Source organism: Streptomyces sp. GL_148 (assembly GCF_057834205.1).
The window spans coordinates 1,553,527-1,573,765 of the sequence record NZ_CM174396.1 but is presented as its reverse complement, the minus strand read 5'-3'; the positions used below and the strand labels follow the sequence as shown (position 1 = coordinate 1,573,765).

18 protein-coding genes are annotated in these 20,239 nt (G+C 71.2%); 12 read left to right on the top strand and 6 right to left on the bottom strand.

Annotated elements, in window-relative coordinates:
* The first annotated feature begins 107 nt into the window (after positions 1–107).
* From ruvC to AC3IYI_RS07125, 8 genes are all read left to right on the top strand, one after another.
* Positions 108–644 (top strand): crossover junction endodeoxyribonuclease RuvC, encoded by a 537-nt coding sequence (gene ruvC, locus AC3IYI_RS07160; RefSeq protein ID WP_489409395.1) that lies wholly within the window; start codon positions 108–110, stop codon positions 642–644.
* Complete coding sequence (ruvA, locus tag AC3IYI_RS07155; RefSeq protein ID WP_243334248.1) at positions 641–1,273, top strand: Holliday junction branch migration protein RuvA; 633 nt, start codon at positions 641–643, stop codon at positions 1,271–1,273. Before ruvC ends, ruvA begins: the two co-directional genes overlap by 4 nt.
* 335 nt (positions 1,274–1,608) lie before the next feature.
* Entirely contained in the window at positions 1,609–2,670 is a 1,062-nt protein-coding gene (gene ruvB / locus AC3IYI_RS07150) for a Holliday junction branch migration DNA helicase RuvB (RefSeq protein ID WP_489409394.1), read from the top strand.
* A 165-nt stretch (positions 2,671–2,835) separates the two neighbouring features.
* Positions 2,836–3,303, top strand: coding sequence for a preprotein translocase subunit YajC (yajC, locus tag AC3IYI_RS07145; RefSeq protein WP_489409393.1), 468 nt, complete (start codon positions 2,836–2,838; stop codon positions 3,301–3,303).
* Between the two features lie 153 nt (positions 3,304–3,456).
* On the top strand, positions 3,457–5,256 hold the full coding sequence (gene secD / locus AC3IYI_RS07140) for a protein translocase subunit SecD (protein ID WP_489409392.1): 1,800 nt from the start codon (positions 3,457–3,459) through the stop codon (positions 5,254–5,256).
* 3 nt (positions 5,257–5,259) lie between these two features.
* On the top strand, positions 5,260–6,309 hold the full coding sequence (gene secF, locus AC3IYI_RS07135) for a protein translocase subunit SecF (protein WP_489409391.1): 1,050 nt from the start codon (positions 5,260–5,262) through the stop codon (positions 6,307–6,309).
* The gene (locus AC3IYI_RS07130) at positions 6,306–6,860 is read left to right on the top strand and encodes an adenine phosphoribosyltransferase (protein WP_489409390.1); all 555 of its coding nucleotides are present in this window, start codon (positions 6,306–6,308) and stop codon (positions 6,858–6,860) included. The genes secF and AC3IYI_RS07130 overlap by 4 nt, the downstream gene beginning before the upstream one ends.
* A 272-nt stretch (positions 6,861–7,132) precedes the next feature.
* Complete coding sequence (locus AC3IYI_RS07125) at positions 7,133–9,571, top strand: RelA/SpoT family protein (protein ID WP_489409389.1); 2,439 nt, start codon at positions 7,133–7,135, stop codon at positions 9,569–9,571.
* Between the two features lie 72 nt (positions 9,572–9,643).
* Here the strand turns inward: AC3IYI_RS07125 and AC3IYI_RS07120 are convergent, their stop codons facing one another.
* A complete protein-coding gene (locus AC3IYI_RS07120) occupies positions 9,644–10,873 on the bottom strand; it encodes a DUF349 domain-containing protein (RefSeq protein ID WP_489409388.1) in 1,230 nt (409 codons plus the stop codon).
* 209 nt (positions 10,874–11,082) lie between these two features.
* On the bottom strand, positions 11,083–11,865 hold the full coding sequence (locus AC3IYI_RS07115; protein ID WP_489409387.1) for a peptidylprolyl isomerase: 783 nt from the start codon (positions 11,863–11,865) through the stop codon (positions 11,083–11,085).
* 153 nt (positions 11,866–12,018) lie between these two features.
* On the opposite strand from AC3IYI_RS07115, the gene AC3IYI_RS07110 reads away from it, so the two are divergent.
* Both AC3IYI_RS07110 and hisS read left to right on the top strand, forming a co-directional pair.
* On the top strand, positions 12,019–12,729 hold the full coding sequence (locus AC3IYI_RS07110) for an MBL fold metallo-hydrolase (protein WP_489409386.1): 711 nt from the start codon (positions 12,019–12,021) through the stop codon (positions 12,727–12,729).
* A 10-nt stretch (positions 12,730–12,739) separates the two neighbouring features.
* Positions 12,740–13,999, top strand: a complete 1,260-nt coding sequence (hisS, locus tag AC3IYI_RS07105; RefSeq protein ID WP_489409385.1) for a histidine--tRNA ligase — start codon at positions 12,740–12,742, stop codon at positions 13,997–13,999.
* A 239-nt stretch (positions 14,000–14,238) separates the two neighbouring features.
* Here the strand turns inward: hisS and AC3IYI_RS07100 are convergent, their stop codons facing one another.
* Genes AC3IYI_RS07100 through AC3IYI_RS07085 form a run of 4 tightly spaced genes read right to left on the bottom strand, consistent with a single transcriptional unit; the run spans position 14,239 to position 17,867 of the window.
* A complete protein-coding gene (locus AC3IYI_RS07100) occupies positions 14,239–14,871 on the bottom strand; it encodes a response regulator (RefSeq protein ID WP_489409384.1) in 633 nt (210 codons plus the stop codon).
* A gap of 37 nt (positions 14,872–14,908) precedes the next feature.
* The gene (locus tag AC3IYI_RS07095) at positions 14,909–16,147 is read right to left on the bottom strand and encodes a sensor histidine kinase (protein WP_489409383.1); all 1,239 of its coding nucleotides are present in this window, start codon (positions 16,145–16,147) and stop codon (positions 14,909–14,911) included.
* On the bottom strand, positions 16,105–16,944 hold the full coding sequence (locus tag AC3IYI_RS07090; RefSeq protein WP_489411458.1) for an ABC transporter permease: 840 nt from the start codon (positions 16,942–16,944) through the stop codon (positions 16,105–16,107). Before AC3IYI_RS07090 ends, AC3IYI_RS07095 begins: the two co-directional genes overlap by 43 nt.
* Before the next feature lie 44 nt (positions 16,945–16,988).
* Entirely contained in the window at positions 16,989–17,867 is an 879-nt protein-coding gene (locus tag AC3IYI_RS07085) for an ABC transporter ATP-binding protein (protein ID WP_489409382.1), read from the bottom strand.
* Between the two features lie 152 nt (positions 17,868–18,019).
* On the opposite strand from AC3IYI_RS07085, the gene AC3IYI_RS07080 reads away from it, so the two are divergent.
* Both AC3IYI_RS07080 and AC3IYI_RS07075 read left to right on the top strand, forming a co-directional pair.
* Positions 18,020–18,640 carry a vitamin K epoxide reductase family protein gene (locus tag AC3IYI_RS07080; protein ID WP_489409381.1) on the top strand — a complete coding sequence of 207 codons (621 nt, stop codon included), beginning with the start codon at positions 18,020–18,022 and terminating at the stop codon, positions 18,638–18,640.
* A 53-nt stretch (positions 18,641–18,693) separates the two neighbouring features.
* Entirely contained in the window at positions 18,694–20,049 is a 1,356-nt protein-coding gene (locus tag AC3IYI_RS07075; protein ID WP_489409380.1) for a replication-associated recombination protein A, read from the top strand.
* Positions 20,050–20,239: the final 190 nt, after the last annotated feature.

The following is a 20,239-nucleotide window of genomic DNA, read 5'->3' as shown; positions in this document are numbered from 1 at the left end:
TTTGAGCAGCGGGCCGACGGGAACACACCCCGTCGGCCCGCTGCTTTGTCAGTGCCACCCGATAGCCTGCGAAACTGCACGTACAGGAGATCGAGCAAGGGGGCGCGGTGCGGGTTCTCGGTGTTGACCCGGGGCTGACGCGGTGCGGCGTCGGTGTGGTCGAGGGGGTGGCGGGCCGCCCCCTGACGATGCTGGGCGTGGGGGTCGTACGGACGCCCGCGGACGCCGAGTTGGGCGACCGGCTCGTCGCGATCGAGCAGGGCATCGAGGAATGGCTCGACGAGCACCGGCCCGAAGTCGTCGCCGTGGAGCGGGTCTTCAGTCAGCACAACGTCAGCACGGTGATGGGCACGGCCCAGGCCAGTGCCGTCGCCATGCTGTGCGCCGCGCGCCGCGGCATACCGGTCGCGCTGCACACCCCGAGCGAGGTCAAGGCCGCCGTCACCGGCAGCGGTCGCGCCGACAAGGCGCAGGTCGGAGCCATGGTCACCCGGCTGCTCCGGCTGTCCGCCCCGCCCAAGCCCGCCGACGCCGCGGACGCCCTCGCCCTCGCCATCTGCCACATCTGGCGCGCCCCCGCGCAGAACCGCCTCCAGCAGGCCGTCAACCGGCATGCCAGCGCCCTGAAAGGCCGCACCACATGATCGCCTTCGTCAGCGGCCCGGTCGCCGCCCTCGCCCCCACCCTGGCCGTCATCGAGGTCGGGGGAGTGGGCATGGCCGTGCACTGCGCGCCCAACACCATCGCGGGCCTGCGGACCGGCGAGCCAGCCCGGCTGGCGACGTCCCTGGTCGTACGGGAGGACTCGCTGACGCTGTACGGCTTCGCCGACGACGACGAGCGCCAGGTCTTCGAGCTCCTGCAGACCGCGAGCGGGGTCGGGCCGAAGCTCGCGCAGGCGATGCTGGCGGTGCACAGCCCGGACGCGTTGCGCATCGCCGTCTCCGTGGGGGACGAGAAGGCGCTGATGGCCGTCTCCGGCATCGGGAAGAAGGGCGCGCAGAAGCTGCTGCTGGACCTGAAGGACAAGTTGGGCGCTCCGCTGGGGTCGAGCGGGATGGTCGGCGCGCAGCGGGCCGCCGCCTCCGGGCCCGCCCCGTGGTCGGAGCAGCTCTCCGCCGCCCTGATCGGCCTCGGCTACGCGCCCCGCGACGCGGAGGACGCGGTCTCGGCCGTGACCCCGCAGGCGGAGGCCGCGATCGCCGCCGGCGGCTCGGCCCCCGTCCCGCAGCTCCTGCGGGCGGCCCTCCAGTCCCTGAACCGGGCCAGGTGAGTCCGGCGCGGCGCCGTTGCCGGGGCTCCGCCCCGGGCCCCGCGCAGCAAACGCCGACGGGGCCGAAAGGTCGCCTCAAGCGCCGACGGGGCTGAGTCTGGCCGACGTCCGGCCGCACGTGCGCGCAGCGCCGGGCGTGCCCGGCGGGCTGGGATCGCCCCGCAGGGCACGCTCCAGCCCCGCCCGGGGGCCCCTCCCAGCGGTGGCTGGGGGAGTTCGAGACGAGGGTCGGGGCGGAGCCCGGGAAACGGAGAAGGGGCGGGGCGGGGAGAATGCCCCGCAGGGCTGCCCGCACACGACAGACCACCGCACCACCGAGAAGGCAGACTGACACCGTGAACTGGGATGACGAGAGCGACGACCGGATCGTCGCAGCCGCGGCGGACGGCGAGGACACCGCCGTCGAGGCGGCCCTGAGGCCCAAGGACCTCGGTGAGTTCGTCGGGCAGGAGAAGGTCCGCCAGCAGTTGGACCTCGTCCTGAAGGCGGCCCGCCAGCGCGGCGCCACCGCCGATCACGTGCTGCTGTCGGGCGCCCCGGGCCTGGGGAAGACCACCCTGTCCATGATCATCGCGGCCGAGATGGGCGCCCCCATCCGGATCACCTCCGGCCCCGCCATCCAGCACGCGGGCGACCTCGCCGCCATCCTCTCCTCCCTCCAGGAGGGCGAGGTCCTCTTCCTCGACGAGATCCACCGCATGTCCCGGCCCGCCGAGGAAATGCTCTACATGGCCATGGAGGACTTCCGCGTCGACGTGATCGTGGGCAAGGGCCCGGGAGCCACCGCCATCCCGCTGGAACTGCCCCCGTTCACCCTCGTCGGGGCCACGACCCGGGCCGGCCTGCTCCCGCCTCCGCTGCGCGACCGCTTCGGCTTCACCGGGCACATGGAGTTCTACGCCCCCGAGGAGCTGGAGCGCGTCATCCACCGCTCCGCACGGCTCCTCGACGTGGAGATCGACACCGCGGGCGCCGCCGAGATCGCCGGCCGCTCGCGCGGAACTCCCCGTATCGCCAACCGGCTGCTGCGCCGCGTCCGCGACTACGCCCAGGTCAGGGCCGACGGCGTGATCAACCGCGAGGTCGCCGGCACCGCCCTGAAGGTCTACGAGGTCGACGAGCGCGGGCTCGACCGGCTGGACCGGGCCGTCCTGGAGGCGCTCCTGAAGCTCTTCGGCGGGGGACCCGTCGGCCTGTCGACGCTCGCCGTCGCCGTCGGCGAGGAGCGGGAGACCGTGGAGGAAGTGGCCGAGCCGTTCCTCGTCAGGGAGGGGCTCCTGGCCAGGACCCCGCGGGGACGGGTCGCGACCCCGGCCGCATGGGCTCACCTGGGACTTGTTCCGCCACAGCAGGGCGGGAACGGACCAAGCGGACAACAGGGCCTCTTCGGGACCTGACGGCGCGGAGGTTCGCCCCCTCAGGAACTGCGGTGACATGCTGGGCGTTGTTCCATCGGTGCGGACTCGCCTAGACTCCGCCGATGCCGACCCTTACGGTCGGCGTACCCACCCCCCGTACAAAGGCCGCGCGCTCGTGCGGTCGATGCGAAGGACCTGCGTCCCATGAGTATCATGTCCCTCCTTCCGTTCGTGCTGATCATCGGGGCGATGTTCCTGCTGACCCGCAGCCAGAAGAAGAAGCAGCAGCAGGCCGTGCAGATGCGAGACCAGCTGACCGCCGGCACCGGCGTCCGCACCATCGGCGGCATGTACGCCACGGTGAAGGAAATCGGCGAAGACACCGTCACGCTCGAGGTGGCCCCCGGCGTCCACGCGATCTACGCGAAGAACGCCATCGGCGCCGTGCTGGAGGACGAGGAGTACAACCGCATCGTCCACGGCATCACCGATGATCTGACGATCGACACGCCGGTCGTCCCGGACGACGCGTCCTCCCTGACCGAGGACGAGGCCCCCAAGCTCGACCTGGGCAAGAAGGACGAGCCCAAGGCCGACGAGCCCGCGGCGGAGGAGCCCAAGGGCGACGAGCCCAAGGACGGCAAGACCGACGGCGAGGCCGGCGCGAAGTAGCGCTGGGCCGGGGACCGTGTGGGGCGCCTGACCGGCAGCCCCGGCGGCCCCCGCCAGTGACCCTTCTGCGGGGGGCAGGGGTCCCCACACACATTTCGTGGCCGTCCACGCGCTGACCCGGCGCGGGACGGTTGGACAGGGAGATACGACAAGGTGGCAGCACCGAAGAAGGGCCGGCGGCCCACGGGGGCTCAGGGGAGGCCGGGGCGTGCCCTGGCCATCATCCTGATCGCGATGGTGGCGCTCACCGCGGGGATGTTCCTCACGAAGCAGACGACGCCGCGACTCGGCATCGACCTCGCCGGCGGTACGAGCATCACGCTCAAGGCCAAGAGCGAGCCCGGCAAGCCGGACGCGATCAACGAGACCAACATGAACACGGCGGTCGGCATCATCGAGCGCCGCGTCAACGGTCTCGGCGTGTCGGAGGCCGAGGTCCAGACCCAGGGCCGCGACCACATCATCGTGAACATCCCCAAGGGGACGAACGAGCAGCAGGCGCGCGACCAGGTCGGTACCACCGCCCAGCTGTACTTCCGCCCCGTGCTCGCCACGGCGGAGGGTGCCCCGGCAGCCCCCGAGGCCAAGCCGAGCGGCTCCCCGAGCGGCTCTCCGAGCGCCGCCCCGAGCGGCTCCGGCAAGCCGTCTGCCAGTGCGCCCACCCCGTCGTCCAGCGCCACTTCCCAGGGCCGTGCGGTCAGTGAGGCCCTCAAGGCCCCGAACGCACCCTCCCCCTCGCCCTCGGCGAGCGGGTCGAAGAAGGCAGACGACAAGGCCGCCCCGTCCACGTCGCCGTCCGCGCCGACCGCCGACCAGGCCGCAGCCGCGGACCTGCAGGCGAAGTTCGCCGCGCTGGACTGCAGCAACGAGGCGCAGCGCACCGCCGTCAGCAAGAACGTCAAGCCCGAGGACCCGACGCTCGCCTGCGGCAAGCGCGACGGCGTCTGGTTCAAGTGGGTGCTCGGCCCGGCGCAGGTCAACGGCCAGGACGTGAAGGATGCCAAGGGCATCATCGACACGCAGCGTGGCATGTGGATCGTCACGATGCAGTTCACCGACAGGGGCGCCGACAAGTTCGCCAAGATCACCGGTGAGCTGGCGGCCAAGCAGAGCCCGCAGAACCAGTTCGCCATCGTGCTCGACGGCGAGGTCATCTCCGACCCGTCCGTCAGCCAGGCGCTGACCGGTGGCAACGCGGAGATCTCCGGCGGCTTCACCCAGCAGTCCGCGCAGGACCTGGGCAACATGCTCTCGTACGGCGCCCTGCCGCTGTCCTTCCAGGAGGACAGCGTCACCACCGTCACCGCCGCGCTCGGCAGCGAGCAGCTGAAGGCCGGCCTCATCGCCGGTGCCATCGGCCTCGCCCTCGTGGTGATCTACCTGCTGGCGTACTACCGGGGCCTGGCGTTCGTCGCCATCATCAGCCTCATCGTCTCGGGCATCCTCACCTACACGATCATGGTGCTGCTCGGTAAGGGCATCGGCTTCGCGCTGAACCTGCCGGCCGTCTGTGGTGCGATCGTCGCGATCGGCATCACCGCGGACTCGTTCATCGTGTACTTCGAACGCATCCGGGACGAGATCCGCGAGGGCCGCACCCTGCGTCCGGCCGTCGAGCGCGCCTGGCCGCGTGCCCGTCGCACCATCCTGGTCTCCGACTTCGTGTCGTTCCTGGCCGCCGCGGTGCTGTTCATCGTCACCGTCGGCAAGGTGCAGGGCTTCGCCTTCACCCTCGGTCTGACCACCCTGCTCGACGTGGTCGTGGTGTTCCTCTTCACCAAGCCCGTCATGACGCTGCTGGCCCGGACGGACTTCTTCGCCAGCGGTCACCCGTGGTCCGGGCTGGACCCGAAGCGACTGGGCGCGAAGCCGCCGCTGCGACGCTCGCGTCGTACCGGCTCCGACGCGGCCGCCGCGACCGTCTCCGTTCCCGTCGACGCAAAGGAGGCGTGAGAGATGTCGAAGCTCGGAGATCTCGGCGCCAAGCTGTACCGGGGTGAGGTCGGCTACGACTTCGTCGGCAAGCGCTTCGTCTGGTACGGCGTTTCCATCCTGATCACCATCACGGCGATCGTGGCCGTGGCCGTCTCGGGCCTGAACATGGGCATCGAGTTCAAGGGCGGTGCCGTCTTCACCACCCCGAAGACCTCCGTCACGGAGACCCAGGCCCGCGAGGACGCGGAGAAGGCCTCCGGTCACGACGCGATCGTCCAGAAGCTCGGCACCGGCGGTCTGCGCATCCAGATCTCGGAACTGGACACCGCCGCCGCGGCCGACGTGAAGGCCAAGCTCGCCACCGACCTCAAGGTCGACGCGGCCGACATCAACGCGGACCTGGTCGGCCCCAGCTGGGGCGAGCAGATCGCCAACAAGGCCTGGACGGGCCTCGGCGTCTTCATGGTCCTCGTGGTGATCTACCTGGCCATCGCCTTCGAGTGGCGGATGGCGGTCGCGGCGCTGATCGCGCTGATCCACGACCTCACGATCACCGTCGGCGTGTACGCGCTCGTCGGCTTCGAGGTCACCCCGGGTACGGTCATCGGTCTGCTGACCATCCTCGGTTACTCCCTCTACGACACCGTCGTCGTCTTCGACGGTCTCAAGGAGGGCTCGAAGGACATCACCAAGCAGACCCGCTGGACGTACAGCGAGGTCGCCAACCGCAGCATCAACGGCACCCTGGTCCGCTCGATCAACACCACCGTCGTGGCACTGCTCCCGGTCGGGGCGCTGCTCTTCATCGGTGGCGGCATCCTCGACGCCGGCATGCTCAACGACATCTCGCTGTCGCTGTTCGTCGGCCTCGCGGCCGGTGCCTACTCGTCGATCTTCATCGCGACTCCGCTGGTCGTGGACCTGAAGGAGCGCGAGCCGGCGATGAAGGCCCTGAAGAAGCGGGTGCTCGCGAAGCGGGCGTCGGCCGAGGCCAGGGGCGAATCGCCCGAGGACGGGACCGAAGGCGCGCCCGAGGTAGTGGCGCAGGGCCGCTCGGGACGGCGCCGGTGACCGCGGAGCTGACCTCCGGCGTACGGGACCTGCTGCTCAGCCGGATCACGGACGTGGCGGACTACCCGAAGCCGGGCGTGATGTTCAAGGACATCACCCCGCTGCTGGCCGACCCGAAGGCGTTCGGCGCCCTCACGGACGCGCTGGTGGCCCTGGCCGGGCAGTACGGAGCGACGAAGATCGTCGGGCTGGAGGCGCGGGGATTCATCCTGGCGGCTCCGGTGGCCGTGCAGGCGGGCATCGGCTTCGTGCCGGTCCGCAAGGCCGGGAAGCTGCCCGGGGCGACGCTCCTGCAGTCCTACGACCTGGAGTACGGGTCGGCGGAGATCGAGATCCACGCGGAGGCGCTGTGCGCCGACGACCGGGTCATGGTCATCGACGACGTGCTGGCCACCGGTGGCACCGCGGCCGCCTCGCTGGAGCTGATCCGGCGGGCCGGGGCGGAGGTCGCCGGGGTCGCGGTCCTGATGGAACTCTCGTTCCTGCCGGGCCGTGAGCGGCTGGCCGGTGCCCTTGCGGGGGCTCCGCTGGACGCGCTGATCGTCGTCTGACGACGCTGACTGTGAAGCGGGCGTGCACCGGGAAGTCCCGGAGCACGCCCGCTTCGGCGTGTGCGGGCCGCTGAGCGGGAGTCTGTCCCCTACCCGCCCTTCGCCCGTTCCCCGGGGCTCCGCCCCGGACCCCGGTCCTCAAACGCCGGACGGGCTGGATAGGGCCGGGTGCGGTACGGATCGGGGTGGACTCGGGGAACGGGGTGGCGGAACCCTCGCTACGATGGGTTATCCGGACCGGACACGGGCACCGGATCCGCTGAGGAGCGCTCTTGCCAGACGAGGTCCAGCCAATCTCCGCCGCGCAGCCCGACCCGGAGGCCCAGCAGCCGGCCGCGGCGGCCGCCGCCACGCCCCAGCCGCCGGCTCCGCCGGCCCCGCCGGTCAAGCCCGCGCCCGCGAAGTCGGCCGGGTCCTCCAATCGGGTGCGCGCCCGGCTGGCCCGCCTCGGCGGTCAGCGTTCCAACCCGTACAACCCGGTCCTGGAACCGTTGCTCCGCATAGTCCGCAGCAACGACCCGAAGATCGAGACGACCACGCTGCGCCAGATCGAGCAGGCGTACCAGGTCGCCGAGCGCTGGCACCGGGGCCAGAAGCGCAAGAGCGGCGACCCGTACATCACCCACCCGCTCGCGGTGACCACGATCCTCGCCGAGCTGGGCATGGACCCGGCGACGCTGATGGCGGGGCTCCTCCACGACACCGTGGAGGACACCGAGTACGGGCTGGAGGACCTGCGGCGCGACTTCGGCGACGCGGTGACCCTGCTCGTCGACGGAGTCACCAAGCTCGACCGCGTCAAGTTCGGCGAGGCCGCCCAGGCCGAGACCGTCCGCAAGATGGTCGTGGCCATGGCCAAGGACCCCCGGGTCCTGGTCATCAAGCTCGCCGACCGGCTGCACAACATGCGCACCATGCGCTATCTCAAGCGGGAGAAGCAGGAGAAGAAGGCCCGCGAGACCCTTGAGATCTACGCCCCGCTGGCGCACCGGCTCGGCATGAACACCATCAAGTGGGAGCTGGAGGACCTCGCCTTCGCGATCCTCTACCCCAAGATGTACGACGAGATCGTGCGGCTGGTGGCCGAAAGGGCACCCAAGCGCGACGAGTACCTCACCGTCGTCACCGACGAGGTGCAGGCAGACCTCCGGGCCGCCCGCATCAAGGCCACCGTCACCGGGCGCCCCAAGCACTACTACAGCGTCTACCAGAAGATGATCGTGCGCGGCCGCGACTTCGCCGAGATCTACGACCTGGTCGGCATCCGGGTCCTCGTCGACACCGTCCGGGACTGCTACGCCGCCCTCGGCACCGTGCACGCGCGATGGAACCCGGTCCCCGGCCGGTTCAAGGACTACATCGCGATGCCGAAGTTCAACATGTACCAGTCGCTCCACACGACGGTCATCGGCCCCAGCGGCAAGCCCGTGGAGCTCCAGATCCGTACCTTCGACATGCACCGCCGTGCCGAGTACGGCATCGCCGCGCACTGGAAGTACAAGCAGCAGACCGTCGCCGGCACCTCGAAGGTACGCACCGACGTGCCGCAGGCGGCCAAGGGCAGCGCGGGCCACGACACCGTCAACGACATGGCGTGGCTGCGCCAGCTGCTGGACTGGCAGAAGGAGACCGAGGACCCGAGCGAGTTCCTCGACTCGCTGCGCTTCGACCTCTCGCGCAACGAGGTCTTCGTCTTCACGCCCAAGGGCGACGTCATCGCCCTGCCGGCCGGCGCCACCCCCGTCGACTTCGCGTACGCCGTCCACACCGAGGTCGGCCACCGGACCATAGGAGCGCGGGTCAACGGGCGGCTCGTACCGCTCGAATCGACCCTCGACAACGGCGACCTGGTCGAGGTCTTCACCTCCAAGGCCGAGGGCGCCGGCCCGTCCCGCGACTGGCTGGGCTTCGTCAAGTCCCCCCGGGCCCGCAACAAGATCCGCGCCTGGTTCTCCAAGGAGCGCCGCGACGAGGCGATCGAACACGGCAAGGACGCCATCGCGCGGGCCATGCGCAAGCAGAACCTGCCGATCCAGCGCATCCTGACCGGGGACTCCCTCGTCACCCTCGCGCACGAGATGCGCTACCCCGACATCTCCTCGCTCTACGCGGCGATCGGCGAGGGCCACGTCACCGCGCAGAACGTGGTCCAGAAGCTGGTCCAGGCCCTCGGCGGCGAGGACGCGGCCAACGAGGACATCGAGGACACCATCCCGCCGGCCCGCGGCCGCAGCTCGCGCCGCGGCAAGGCCGACCCCGGTGTGGTGGTCAAGGGCGTCGAGGACGTGTGGGTCAAGCTGGCCCGCTGCTGCACCCCGGTGCCGGGCGACCCCATCATCGGGTTCGTCACCCGCGGCAGTGGCGTATCGGTCCACCGTGCCGACTGCGTCAACGTGGACTCCCTCTCGCAGCAGCCCGAGCGGATGCTGGAGGTCGAGTGGGCGCCCACCCAGTCCTCCGTCTTCCTGGTCGCCATCCAGGTCGAGGCACTGGACCGGTCCCGGCTGCTCTCGGACGTCACCAGGGTCCTGTCGGACCAGCACGTGAACATCCTGTCGGCGGCCGTGCAGACCTCCCGCGACCGGGTGGCCACCTCCCGGTTCACCTTCGAGATGGGCGACCCGAAGCACCTGGGCCACGTCCTGAAGGCCGTACGGGGCGTCGAGGGCGTCTACGACGTCTACCGCGTGACCTCGGCCCGCCGGCCGTAGTACTGCACACGTGAAAGGGCCCCGGTACGCAGTGCGTACCGGGGCCCTTTCACGTGCCGGGCGTCCGGGGCATCAGCCGCCGAACTCCTCCAGGCCCTTCAGCGCCTGGTCCAGCAGAGCCTGACGGCCCTCCAGCTCCCGGGACAGCTTGTCGGCCTTGGAGTTGTTGCCCTGCGCGCGCGCCGCGTCGATCTGGCCGCGCAGCTTGTCGACCGCAGCCTGCAGCTGACCCGTCAGACCGGCCGCACGGGCCCGCGCCTCCGGGTTCGTACGGCGCCACTCGCCTTCCTCGGCCTCCTGGATGGCCCGCTCGATGGTGTGCATCCGGCCCTCGACCTTGGGACGCGCGTCCCGCGGTACGTGGCCGATGGCCTCCCAGCGCTCGTTCAGGGAGCGGAACGCGGCACGGGCCGCCTTCAGGTCCGCGATCGGGACGAGCTTCTCGGCCTCGTCGGCCAGCTCCTCCTTCAGCTTCAGGTTCTCCACCTGCTCGGCGTCGCGCTCCGCGAAGACCTCGCTGCGCGCCGCGAAGAACACGTCCTGGGCGCCGCGGAAACGGTTCCACAGGTCGTCCTCGGACTCGCGCTGCGCGCGGCCCGCGGCCTTCCAGTTCTCCATCAGCTCGCGGTAGCGCGCGGCCGTCGGACCCCAGTCGGTCGACTTCGACAGCGACTCGGCCTCCGCGACCAGCTTCTCCTTGACCTTGCGGGCGTCCTCGCGCTGCGCGTCCAGCGAGGCGAAGTGGGCCTTGCGGCGCTTGGAGAAGGCGGAGCGGGCGTGCGAGAAGCGGTGCCACAGCTCGTCGTCCGACTTGCGGTCGAGGCGGGGCAGACCCTTCCAGATGTCCACCAGGGCCCGCAGCCGCTCGCCGGCGCTGCGCCACTGGTCGCTCTGCGCCAGCTCCTCGGCCTCGGCCACCAGCGCGTCCTTGGCCGTACGGGCCTCGTCCGTCTGCTTGGCCTTCTGGACCTTGCGCTCCTCGCGGCGCGAGTCGACGGTCGACACCAGCTTGTCCAGCCGGATGCGCAGGGCGTCGAGGTCGCCGACGGCGTGGTGCTCGTCCACCTGCGTGCGCAGGTGCTCGATGGCCGTCTGAGCGTCCTTGGCGGCCAGATCGGTGGTCCGCACCCGTCGTTCGAGGAGGCCGATCTCGACCACCAGGCCCTCGTACTTGCGCTCGAAGTAGGCCAGGGCCTCCTCCGGGGTGCCGGCCTGCCACGAGCCGACGACCTTCTCGCCATCGGCAGTACGCACGTACACGGTGCCGGTCTCGTCGACTCGGCCCCACGGGTCGCTGCTCACAGCGCCTCCTCCACCTGATGCCTTGCGAGGGGTTCACCCCCTGGGCATCGTCCACAGTTTCCTGGGGCGGGCCGCGCCCGCCCTCCACCACGCCAACATAGGCGACCGCCGGGCCGGCTGTCCGCATCCAGCACGACGGAATATCGCCGTACCGGAGTGCCGTCGAGGAAATCGAGGAGACAGCCGGGGCCCGGGGCGCCCGGTCCCGGTCAGTTCTGGGTGACGGTGCCCTTCTCGATGGTCACGGGGGTCTTGGGGGCCCCGTCCTGGCCGCCGTCGGCCGTACCGGCCTTGGCCACCTCTTCGAGCACCTTCAGACCGGCCGCGTCGATCTTGCCGAAGGGCGTGTACGAGGGGGCGAGCGGGCTGTCCTTGTAGACCAGGAAGAACTGGCTGCCGCCCGAGCCGGGCTGGCCGGTGTTGGCCATCGCCACCGTGCCGGCCGGGTAGACGACCTGGCCCGTCGCGTTGGGCTTGCCCAGCGAGTCGAGGTTCTCGTCGGCGATGGTGTAGCCGGGGCCGCCCATGCCGGTGCCCTGCGGGTCACCGCACTGGAGCACGAAGATCCCGCCCGTCGTCAGGCGGTGGCACTTGGTGTTGTCGAAGAAGTTCTTGTCGGCGAGCGACTTGAACGAGTTGACCGTCTGCGGGGTCTTCGCCGCGTCCATCTCGAACTTGACGTCGCCCGCGCTGGTCTTCAGGTCGAAGGTGTACTTCGCCTTGGCGTCGATCGCCATCGCCGGGGAGGGGGACTGCTTCGGGGTGGGCGAGGCCGAGGGGGTGGCGGCCGGGTCGGCCGCCTCGTCCTTCTTGTCCTTGTCGAACACGCCGCCGGCCACCAGGCCGACCAGCGCGGCGACGACCACGGCCACCGCCGCGCCGATCACGGCGAGCCGCTTGCGCGACTTCTGCCGCGCCTCGGCACGCCGCTGCTGCTGGCGTTCGTACTTTTCCCTGGCGAGCTGGCGCCGCCGCTGATCGCTCGTGACCACCGGGTCGTCTCCTTGTGCGTATCTGGTACCACTGTCCGGGCTGGGTTAGGCCGTACCGTATATGGGTTCGCTGTGTAATGAGCGGCGCCGGTACCCTCTGAGCAGCAGCATTCCGATCTGCAGCCTCCCGCCGGACGACGATTGAGGACGAACGTGCTGATTGCCGGATTCCCCGCCGGGGCCTGGGGGACCAACTGTTACGTGGTCGCCCCCGCCGCCGGTGAGGAGTGCGTCATCATCGACCCGGGCCACCAGGCCACCCAGGGTGTCGAAGAGACGTTGAAGAAGCATCGGCTCAAGCCCGTCGCGGTCGTCCTCACCCATGGCCACATCGATCATGTGGCCTCGGTGGTCCCGGTGTGCGGAGCACACGACGTACCGGCCTGGATCCACCCCGAAGACCGCTTCATGATGAGCGACCCGGAGAAGGCCCTCGGCCGTTCCCTCGGAGCCCAGCTCATGGGCGAGCTCACGGTGGGGGAGCCCTCCGACGTCAGGGAGCTGACCGACGGCGCGCGGCTCGCCCTCGCCGGGATGGAGCTCACCGTGTCGCACGCCCCCGGCCATACCGGGGGGTCGGTGACCTTCGGGATGCCCGCGGCGGCGGACATCCCGCCGCTGCTGTTCTCGGGCGACCTGCTCTTCGCCGGCTCCATCGGGCGTACCGACCTCCCCGGCGGCAGCCACGCCGACATCCTCGAATCGCTGGCCCGCGTGTGCCTGCCGCTCGACGATTCGACCGTGGTGCTGCCCGGACACAACGAGCACACGACCATTGGCCGTGAGCGAGCCACCAACCCGTACCTGCGGCAGGTGGCCGCCGGCCTGGGAGACGGCCTCACGTCTCCACGACGAGGAATGTGACGAGAGTTTCGTGAGTACTTTTCAGGCCCCCAAGGGCACGTACGACCTGCTGCCGCCCCGCTCCGCCACCTTTCTGGCGGTGCGCGAGGCGATCTCCGCGCCCCTGAAGAACTCCGGCTACGGGTATGTCGAGACCCCCGGCTTCGAGAACGTCGAGCTGTTCTCGCGCGGCGTCGGCGAGTCCACCGACATCGTCAGCAAGGAGATGTACACCCTCACCACGAAGGGCGGGGACCAGCTCGCCCTGCGCCCCGAGGGCACCGCCTCCGTGCTCCGAGCCGCCCTGCAGGGCAACCTGCACAAGCTCGGCGGCCTGCCCGTCAAGCTCTGGTACTCCGGCTCCTACTACCGCTACGAGCGGGCGCAGGCGGGCCGCTACCGCCACTTCTCCCAGGTCGGCGCCGAGGCGATCGGAGCCGAGGACCCGGCGCTGGACGCCGAGCTGATCATCCTGGCCGACCAGGCGTACCGCTCGCTGGGCCTGCGCAACTTCCGCATCCTGCTGAACTCGCTCGGCGACAAGGAGTGCCGCCCGGTGTACCGGGAGGCCCTCCAGGACTTCCTGCGCGGGCTCGACCTCGACGCGGAGACCGTGCGCCGGGCCGAGATCAACCCGCTGCGCGTGCTCGACGACAAGCGGGCTGACGTGCAGAAGCAGCTCGTCGGCGCCCCGATGCTGCGCGACTACCTCTGCGACGCCTGCAAGGCGTACCACGAGGAGGTGCGGGCGCTGGTGACGGCGGCCGGCGTCGCCTTCGAGGACGACGAGAAGCTCGTGCGCGGCCTGGACTACTACACCCGCACCACCTTCGAGTTCGTCCACGACGGTCTGGGATCGCAGTCCGCAGTCGGCGGCGGCGGCCGCTACGACGGCCTCTCCGAGATGATCGGCGGGCCGGCGCTGCCTTCGGTGGGCTGGGCGCTGGGCGTGGACCGTACGGTGCTGGCGCTCGAAGCGGAGGGCGTCGAACTGGACATTCCGTCCGCGACCTCCGTCTTCGCGGTGGCGCTCGGCGCGGCGAAGCCGGTGCTGTTCGGTCTGGTGACCGAGCTGCGGCGGGCCGGTGTGGCCGCGGACATCTCCTACGGGGGCAAGGGCCTCAAGGGTGCGATGAAGGACGCGAACCGGAGCGGGGCCCGCTTCGCGGTGGTGGCGGGGGACCGTGACCTGGAGGAGGGCGTGGTCCAGCTGAAGGACATGCAGTCCGGGGAGCAGACCCCGGTGGCCCTGGCCGACGTGGTCGCCACCGTCCAGGCCCGCCTGGCCTGACCGGTCCCGCCGATGGGCGGGGTGGGGTGGGTGCCGCTGCGCGGAGCTCTCCCCGCCCCGCCCTTTCGCCGTTTCCTGGGGGCTCCGCCCCCAGACCCCCGCGCCTCAAACGCCGGCGAGGCTGGATTTTCAGCCCGTCCGGCGTTTGAGGACACGTGCGCGGAGCGCACGTACGGGTCCGGGCGGAGCCCGGTTTCGGGAAGGGGCGGGGTGGGGGAAGGCGCGCGCAGCGCCCGCGGTCACAGCAAGCCGTGCCGCATGGCCGTCGTCACCGCCGCCGTGCGGTCCGCGACCTCCAGCTTCCCGAAGATCCGCAGCATGTGCGTCTTGACCGTGGACTCCGCCACGAACAGCCGACGGCCGATCTCGGCATTGGTCGCGCCCTCGGCGACCAGGCGCAGGACCGCGACCTCGCGCTCCGAGAGCCGCGGCAGCGAGGGGCGGCTGCGGAGCCGGTCCACCAGTCGGCCAGCCACCGTCGGGGCGAGGACCGTCTCGCCGCGCACGGCCGCCCGGATCGCGGCGGCCAGCTCCGCCCGCGCCATGTCCTTCAGCAGGTAGCCCGCAGCTCCGGCCTCCACCGCGCGCAGGATGTCCCGGTCCTCCTCGTACGTGGTGAGCACCACCACCCGTACCGGCAGCTGGGCCGCGGTGATGCGGGCGATCGATTCGACCCCGTCGCCGCCCGGCATCCGTAGGTCCATCAGGATCAGGTCCAGGCCGCCTCCGGGGGCCAGCCGCGCGGCCAGCGCCTCCGCCTCCGGGCCGTTCGAGGCCTCCGCGACGACCTCCAGGTCCGGTTCGGCGCCGAGCATGCCGCGCAGCCCCTCCCGTACCACCGGGTGGTCGTCGGCCAGCAGGATGCGGATCATGTCGTACGGCTCCTCAGCGGATCAGTGGATCAGCGGATCAGCGGATCGGAAGGGTGACGGTGATGGTGGTACCGGCCGAGGCGGCGCTGTCGACCGCCGCCGTGCCGCCCACCTCGGCCGCGCGGGCGAACAGCCCCCGCAGTCCGTAGCCCGGTGCGGGGGCCGCCGGGTCGAAGCCCCGCCCGGTGTCCCGGACGGTGAGGGTCAGCTCGCAGGCGCCGTAGGTGAGGGACACCGCGCAACGCGCCTGCGGCCCGGCGTGCTTGGCCGCGTTCGACAGGGACTCCTGGCAGGACCGCAGGGCCACCACCTCCAGGACCGCGGTCAGCGGTCGGACCTCCCCGGTCACCGAGACGGCCGCCGGCGGATCGTGCCGGGCCGCGAGCCGTCGTACCGCGTCGGGCAGCGAACCGCCGTCGAGGTCGGCGGGCGCGCCGCCCGCGACCAGGGCGCGGGCCTCGGCCAGGTTCTGTCGGGCGGTGACGGCCATCAGCTCCAGATGGTGCCTGGCCCGCTCCGGGTCGGTGTCCAGCTCCGACTGCACGGCCTGTACGAGCATGAGCAGACTGGTGAAGCCCTGGGCGAGGGTGTCGTGGATCTCGCGGGACATGCGTTCCCTTTCGGCGTGGGCTCCGCGTTCGGCGGAGAGCCGGGCCACCTCCTCCCGGCTGGCGTCGAGTTCCGCGATGAGGGAGGCCCGGTGGCCGCTCTGCTCGATGATCCGGACGATCCAGGCACCGAAGAAGGCGGAGAAGAGGAAGGTGACGAGCGCGCCGAGCCCGCTCGCGATGACGGAGTGCGCCTCCGGCCGCCACACCAGCGCCCAGCCCGCCACCGGCAGCAGGCACAGCAGGCCCACCGCGCCGACCGCGCGCCGCAGGGGCAGCAGCATGAAGCACTGCGGGGCGAGGGCGAAGGTGATCAGCCGGGCCTCGCCGGCCAGGGAGGCGGCGGGCAGGAAGAGGGCCAGCGCCACGCCCACGTAGCGGGCGGAGCGCCGGGGTGCGGCGCCCGGCGCCAGCAGGAGCAGCCGGCGTCCGGCGCCGAGGTAGCAGGGGACCAGGAGGACGAGCAGGGCGACGGCGGTGATCCGGTACGCCGGCCCGGGGGAGTCCGCGCCGAGGACGAAGGCCGCCGTCGCGATCCACACCACGCCGAAGTAGAGGTCCCACGGGCCGAACGCGCGGTCCCAGACGTGGGACTCGCGCGCACCGGCCGCCTCGGCGAAGGCGCTCAGCCGTCGCGCCGGTTCTTCCACTTGAAGGTCAGCAGACACAGCACCAGCCCCCCGAGCACCCACGCGCCCAGGACCAGGGCGACCCGCCCATACTCCCAGGCACCGGCCTGTTCGAAAACGGCCGCCGACTCGGGAAGGAACACCCCGCGCAGTCCCTGGCACATCCACTTGAGCGGGAACAGCGCCCCGATGTTCAGCAGCCAGTCGGGGATCTGGTGGACCGGGATGAACACCCCGGAGATGAACTGCAGGATCAGGAACGGCAGGACCACGACCGAGCTGGCGCTCTTGCCGGACTTGGGCAGGCTGCTGATCGCGATGCCGAGCAGGGCGCAGCCGGCCAGGCCCAGGACGAAGATCCAGGCGAACGTCAGCCACTTCGAGGCGGACGTCGGCAGATCGAGGTCGAACAGGGTGGAGCCGACCAGCAGCAGGATCGCGGTCTCGGCGAGGCCGGTGGCCAGCACCATCCACACCTTGCCGAGGAAGTACGCCGCCGGAGGCATCGGGGTTCCGCGCAGCCGGCGCAGCACCTTCTCGTCGCGTTCGACGGCGATGGAGATGCCGAGGGACTGGAAGCTGGTGGACATGATGCCGGCGGCGACCATGCCGGCCGCGTACATCTGGGAGGCGGTGACCCCGCTGCCCTCCATGCCTTCGCTGAAGATCGAGGCGAAGAGCGCGAGGAAGACGATGGGGAAGGCGAAGGTGAAGATCACCGCGTCGCGCTGGCGGACGAACTGCCTGATCTCCAGCGCCCCGCGGCTCACACCGAGGGACCAGGCGCCGGGCAGCGCCCCGGCCCCGCCCGCGCCCGTCCCCGTACGCGTGCCCATGGCCTTGCCCGTACCGGTACCCGTACCCGTACCCGTCTCCGTGCTCATCGGGACTCCTCCAGTCGCGTCGTGTTCCGGTCGAGCTGGCCCGTGAGGCGCAGGTACACGTCCTCCAGGGTGGGGCGGGTGATCCTCAGGTCCGGGACCTCCCCGTCGAAGCGGGCCGCCAGTTCGGCGACCGTACGGGTGGGCGTGTCGGTGGAGGTGCTGCGCGGGCTGCCGTCCCGGTCGGTCCACTCGACGGTGGCGCCGGTCCCGAGGCGGGCGCGCAGTGCGGCCGGTTCGCCCTCGGCCACGACCTTGCCGCGGGCGATGACCGCGAGCCGGTCGGCGAGCGCCTCGGCCTCCTCCAGGTAGTGGGTGGTGAGCACGATGGTGGTGCCCGACTCGGACAGCAGCCGGATCAGGTCCCAGAACTGCCGCCGGGCCGCCGGGTCGAAGCCGGTCGTCGGCTCGTCCAGGAGCAGCAGCTCGGGGTCGCCGATGACCCCGAGCGCCACGTCGAGGCGGCGCCGCTGCCCGCCGGAGAGGGTCTTGAGCCGGTGCCCGCGCTTGTCCTCCAGGCCGACCAGCGCGATCACCTCGGCCGGGTCGCGCGGGGCCGGGTAGTAGCGGGCGAAGTGCTCGACCGTCTCCCGTACCGTCAGTTCGGCGGGCGCCGACTCGTCCTGCCAGACGATGCCGACGCGCGAGCGCCAGGCCCGGCCGGCGGTCGCGGGGTCCGCGCCGAGGACGAGCACCTCGCCGCCGTCCCGCTCCCGGTGCCCCTGGAGTATTTCCACCGTCGTGCTCTTGCCGGCGCCGTTGGGCCCCAGGAGGCCGAAGACCTCGCCCTGCCGGATCGTCAGGTCCAGTCCGTCCACCGCGGTGACTTCGCCGTACTGCTTGCGGAGCCCCCGTACTTCCACCGCGTTCTGTGTCATGTTTCCCATGGTGTGGCGGAAGCCCGCCCACCGGTCCCCCCGTGCGTACCTCCTCCTGTCCGTCGAACGATGGACAGTGGAGAGTGGACGGTCCGGCCGGGTACGGCACAATGGCCGGTGCTTGTTGACCTTGCAGATGTGGAGCGGGCCGGATGACGACACGAGGGACCGATACGGACACCGCCGAGCCGCGGACGGCCGTCGGCGGCAGCCGGGCGCTCGCCCTGCTGCTGGTGATCACGGGAGCCGCGGGACTGCTCGCCGCCTGGGTCATCACGATCGACAAGTTCAAGCTGCTCGAGGACCCGGACTTCGTTCCGGGCTGCAGCCTCAACCCGATCGTCTCCTGCGGCAACATCATGAAGAGCGACCAGGCGTCGGTCTTCGGCTTCCCGAACCCGATGCTGGGGCTGGTCGCCTACGGCATGGTCGTCTGCGTCGGCATGAGCCTGCTCGCCCGGGCGCGCTTCCCGCGCTGGTACTGGCTCACCCTGAACGCCGGGATGCTCTTCGGCGTCGGCTTCTGCACCTGGCTGATGTACCAGTCGCTCTACACGATCAACTCCCTGTGCCTGTGGTGCTGCCTGGCCTGGGTCGCCACCATCGTCATGTTCTGGTACGTCACCTCGCACAACGTCCGGGGCCGCCTGCTGCCGGCCCCCGGCTGGCTGCGCGCCCTCTTCGACGAGTTCACCTGGGTGCTGCCCGTCCTGCACATCGGGATCATCGGGATGCTGATCCTGACCCGCTGGTGGGACTTCTGGACCTCCTGAGCCCGGCCGAGGTGACGGCCGGGCCTGTCGGTGGCCTCGCATAGGCTTCCGGTGTGGAACCAGATCTCTTCACCGCCGCCGCCGAAGACCGCCAGGCGAAGGACCCCTCCAGTTCTCCGCTCGCCGTCCGGATGCGCCCGCGCACCCTGGACGAGGTCGTCGGCCAGCAGCACCTGCTGAAGCCCGGCTCCCCGCTGCGGCGGCTCGTCGGGGACGGGGCGGGCGGTCCCGCCGGTGCCTCCTCGGTGATCCTCTGGGGCCCGCCGGGCATCGGGAAGACCACGCTCGCGTACGTGGTGAGCCAGGCGACGAAGAAGCGGTTCGTCGAGCTGTCCGCGATCACCGCCGGTGTGAAGGAAGTACGGGCCGTCATCGAGGGCGCCAAGCGGGCGGCCGGCGGGTACGGCAAGGACACCGTCCTCTTCCTCGACGAGATCCACCGCTTCAGCAAGGCGCAGCAGGACTCGCTGCTGCCGGCCGTGGAGAACCGCTGGGTCACGCTGATCGCCGCGACCACGGAGAACCCGTACTTCTCGATCATCTCCCCGCTGCTGTCCCGCTCGCTGCTCCTGACGCTGGAACCGCTGACGGACGAGGACCTGAGCGCCCTGATGCACCGGGCGCTGACGGAGGAGCGGGGCCTCGGCGGCGCGGTCACCCTGCCCGCGGACGCGGAGGCGCACCTGCTGCGGATCGCCGGCGGAGACGCGCGGCGCGCGCTGACGGCTCTGGAAGCGGGCGCCGGCTCGGCGATCGCCAAGGGCGAGCCGGAGATCACCCTCCAGACGGTGGAGGAGGCCGTCGACCGGGCCGCGGTGAAGTACGACCGGGACGGCGACCAGCACTACGACGTGGCGAGCGCGCTGATCAAGTCGATCCGGGGCTCGGACGTGGACGCGGCGCTGCACTATCTGGCGCGCATGATCGAAGCGGGGGAGGACCCCCGGTTCATCGCGCGCCGGCTGATGATCTCGGCGAGCGAGGACATCGGGCTGGCCGACCCGACGGCGCTGCCGCTCGCGGTGGCCGCCGCCCAGGCGGTGGCGATGATCGGCTTCCCGGAGGCCTCGCTCACGCTGTCGCACGTGACGATCGCGCTGGCGCTGGCCCCGAAGTCGAACACCGCGACGACGGCGATCGGGGCCGCGCTGGCCGACGTCCGGGCGGGGCTGGCGGGGTCCGTGCCGGCGCACTTGCGTGACGGGCACTACAAGGGGGCGGCGAAGCTGGGGCACGCGGTGGGGTACGTGTACCCGCACGACGTGCCCGGAGCGATTGCTGCGCAGCAGTACGCGCCGGATGCCGTGCACGGCAAGCGGTACTACGAACCGACCCGGTACGGGGCGGAGGCCCGCTACGCGGACGTGGTGGAGAAGGTCCGCGAGCGGCTCCGCGGCGCCGGGTCCTGACCTGCGGCGCCGTTCCCGGGGGCGCCGCCCCCGGCCCCCCGCGCCTCAAACGCCGGCGGGGCTGAAGGTGGCCTCAAACGCCGGCCGGGCTGGATTTGGCCGGCGTCCGCCCGTACGTGCGCGCAGCGTCCGGCGAGCTGGATTGCCCGCAGGGCAATTCCAGCCCCGCCGGCGTTTGAGGCGCGGGTCT

Coding starts and splice junctions, on each gene's coding strand:
- ruvA (WP_243334248.1), top strand. CDS start 641: ATGATCGCCTTCGTCAGCGGCCCGGTCGCCGCCCTCGCCCCCACCCTG.
- yajC (WP_489409393.1), top strand. CDS start 2,836: ATGAGTATCATGTCCCTCCTTCCGTTCGTGCTGATCATCGGGGCGATG.
- secF (WP_489409391.1), top strand. CDS start 5,260: ATGTCGAAGCTCGGAGATCTCGGCGCCAAGCTGTACCGGGGTGAGGTC.
- AC3IYI_RS07100 (WP_489409384.1), bottom strand. CDS start 14,871: ATGATCCGCATCCTGCTGGCCGACGACCACCCGGTGGTACGGGAGGGG.
- AC3IYI_RS07090 (WP_489411458.1), bottom strand. CDS start 16,944: ATGGGCACGCGTACGGGGACGGGCGCGGGCGGGGCCGGGGCGCTGCCC.
- AC3IYI_RS07085 (WP_489409382.1), bottom strand. CDS start 17,867: ATGACACAGAACGCGGTGGAAGTACGGGGGCTCCGCAAGCAGTACGGC.
- AC3IYI_RS07080 (WP_489409381.1), top strand. CDS start 18,020: ATGACGACACGAGGGACCGATACGGACACCGCCGAGCCGCGGACGGCC.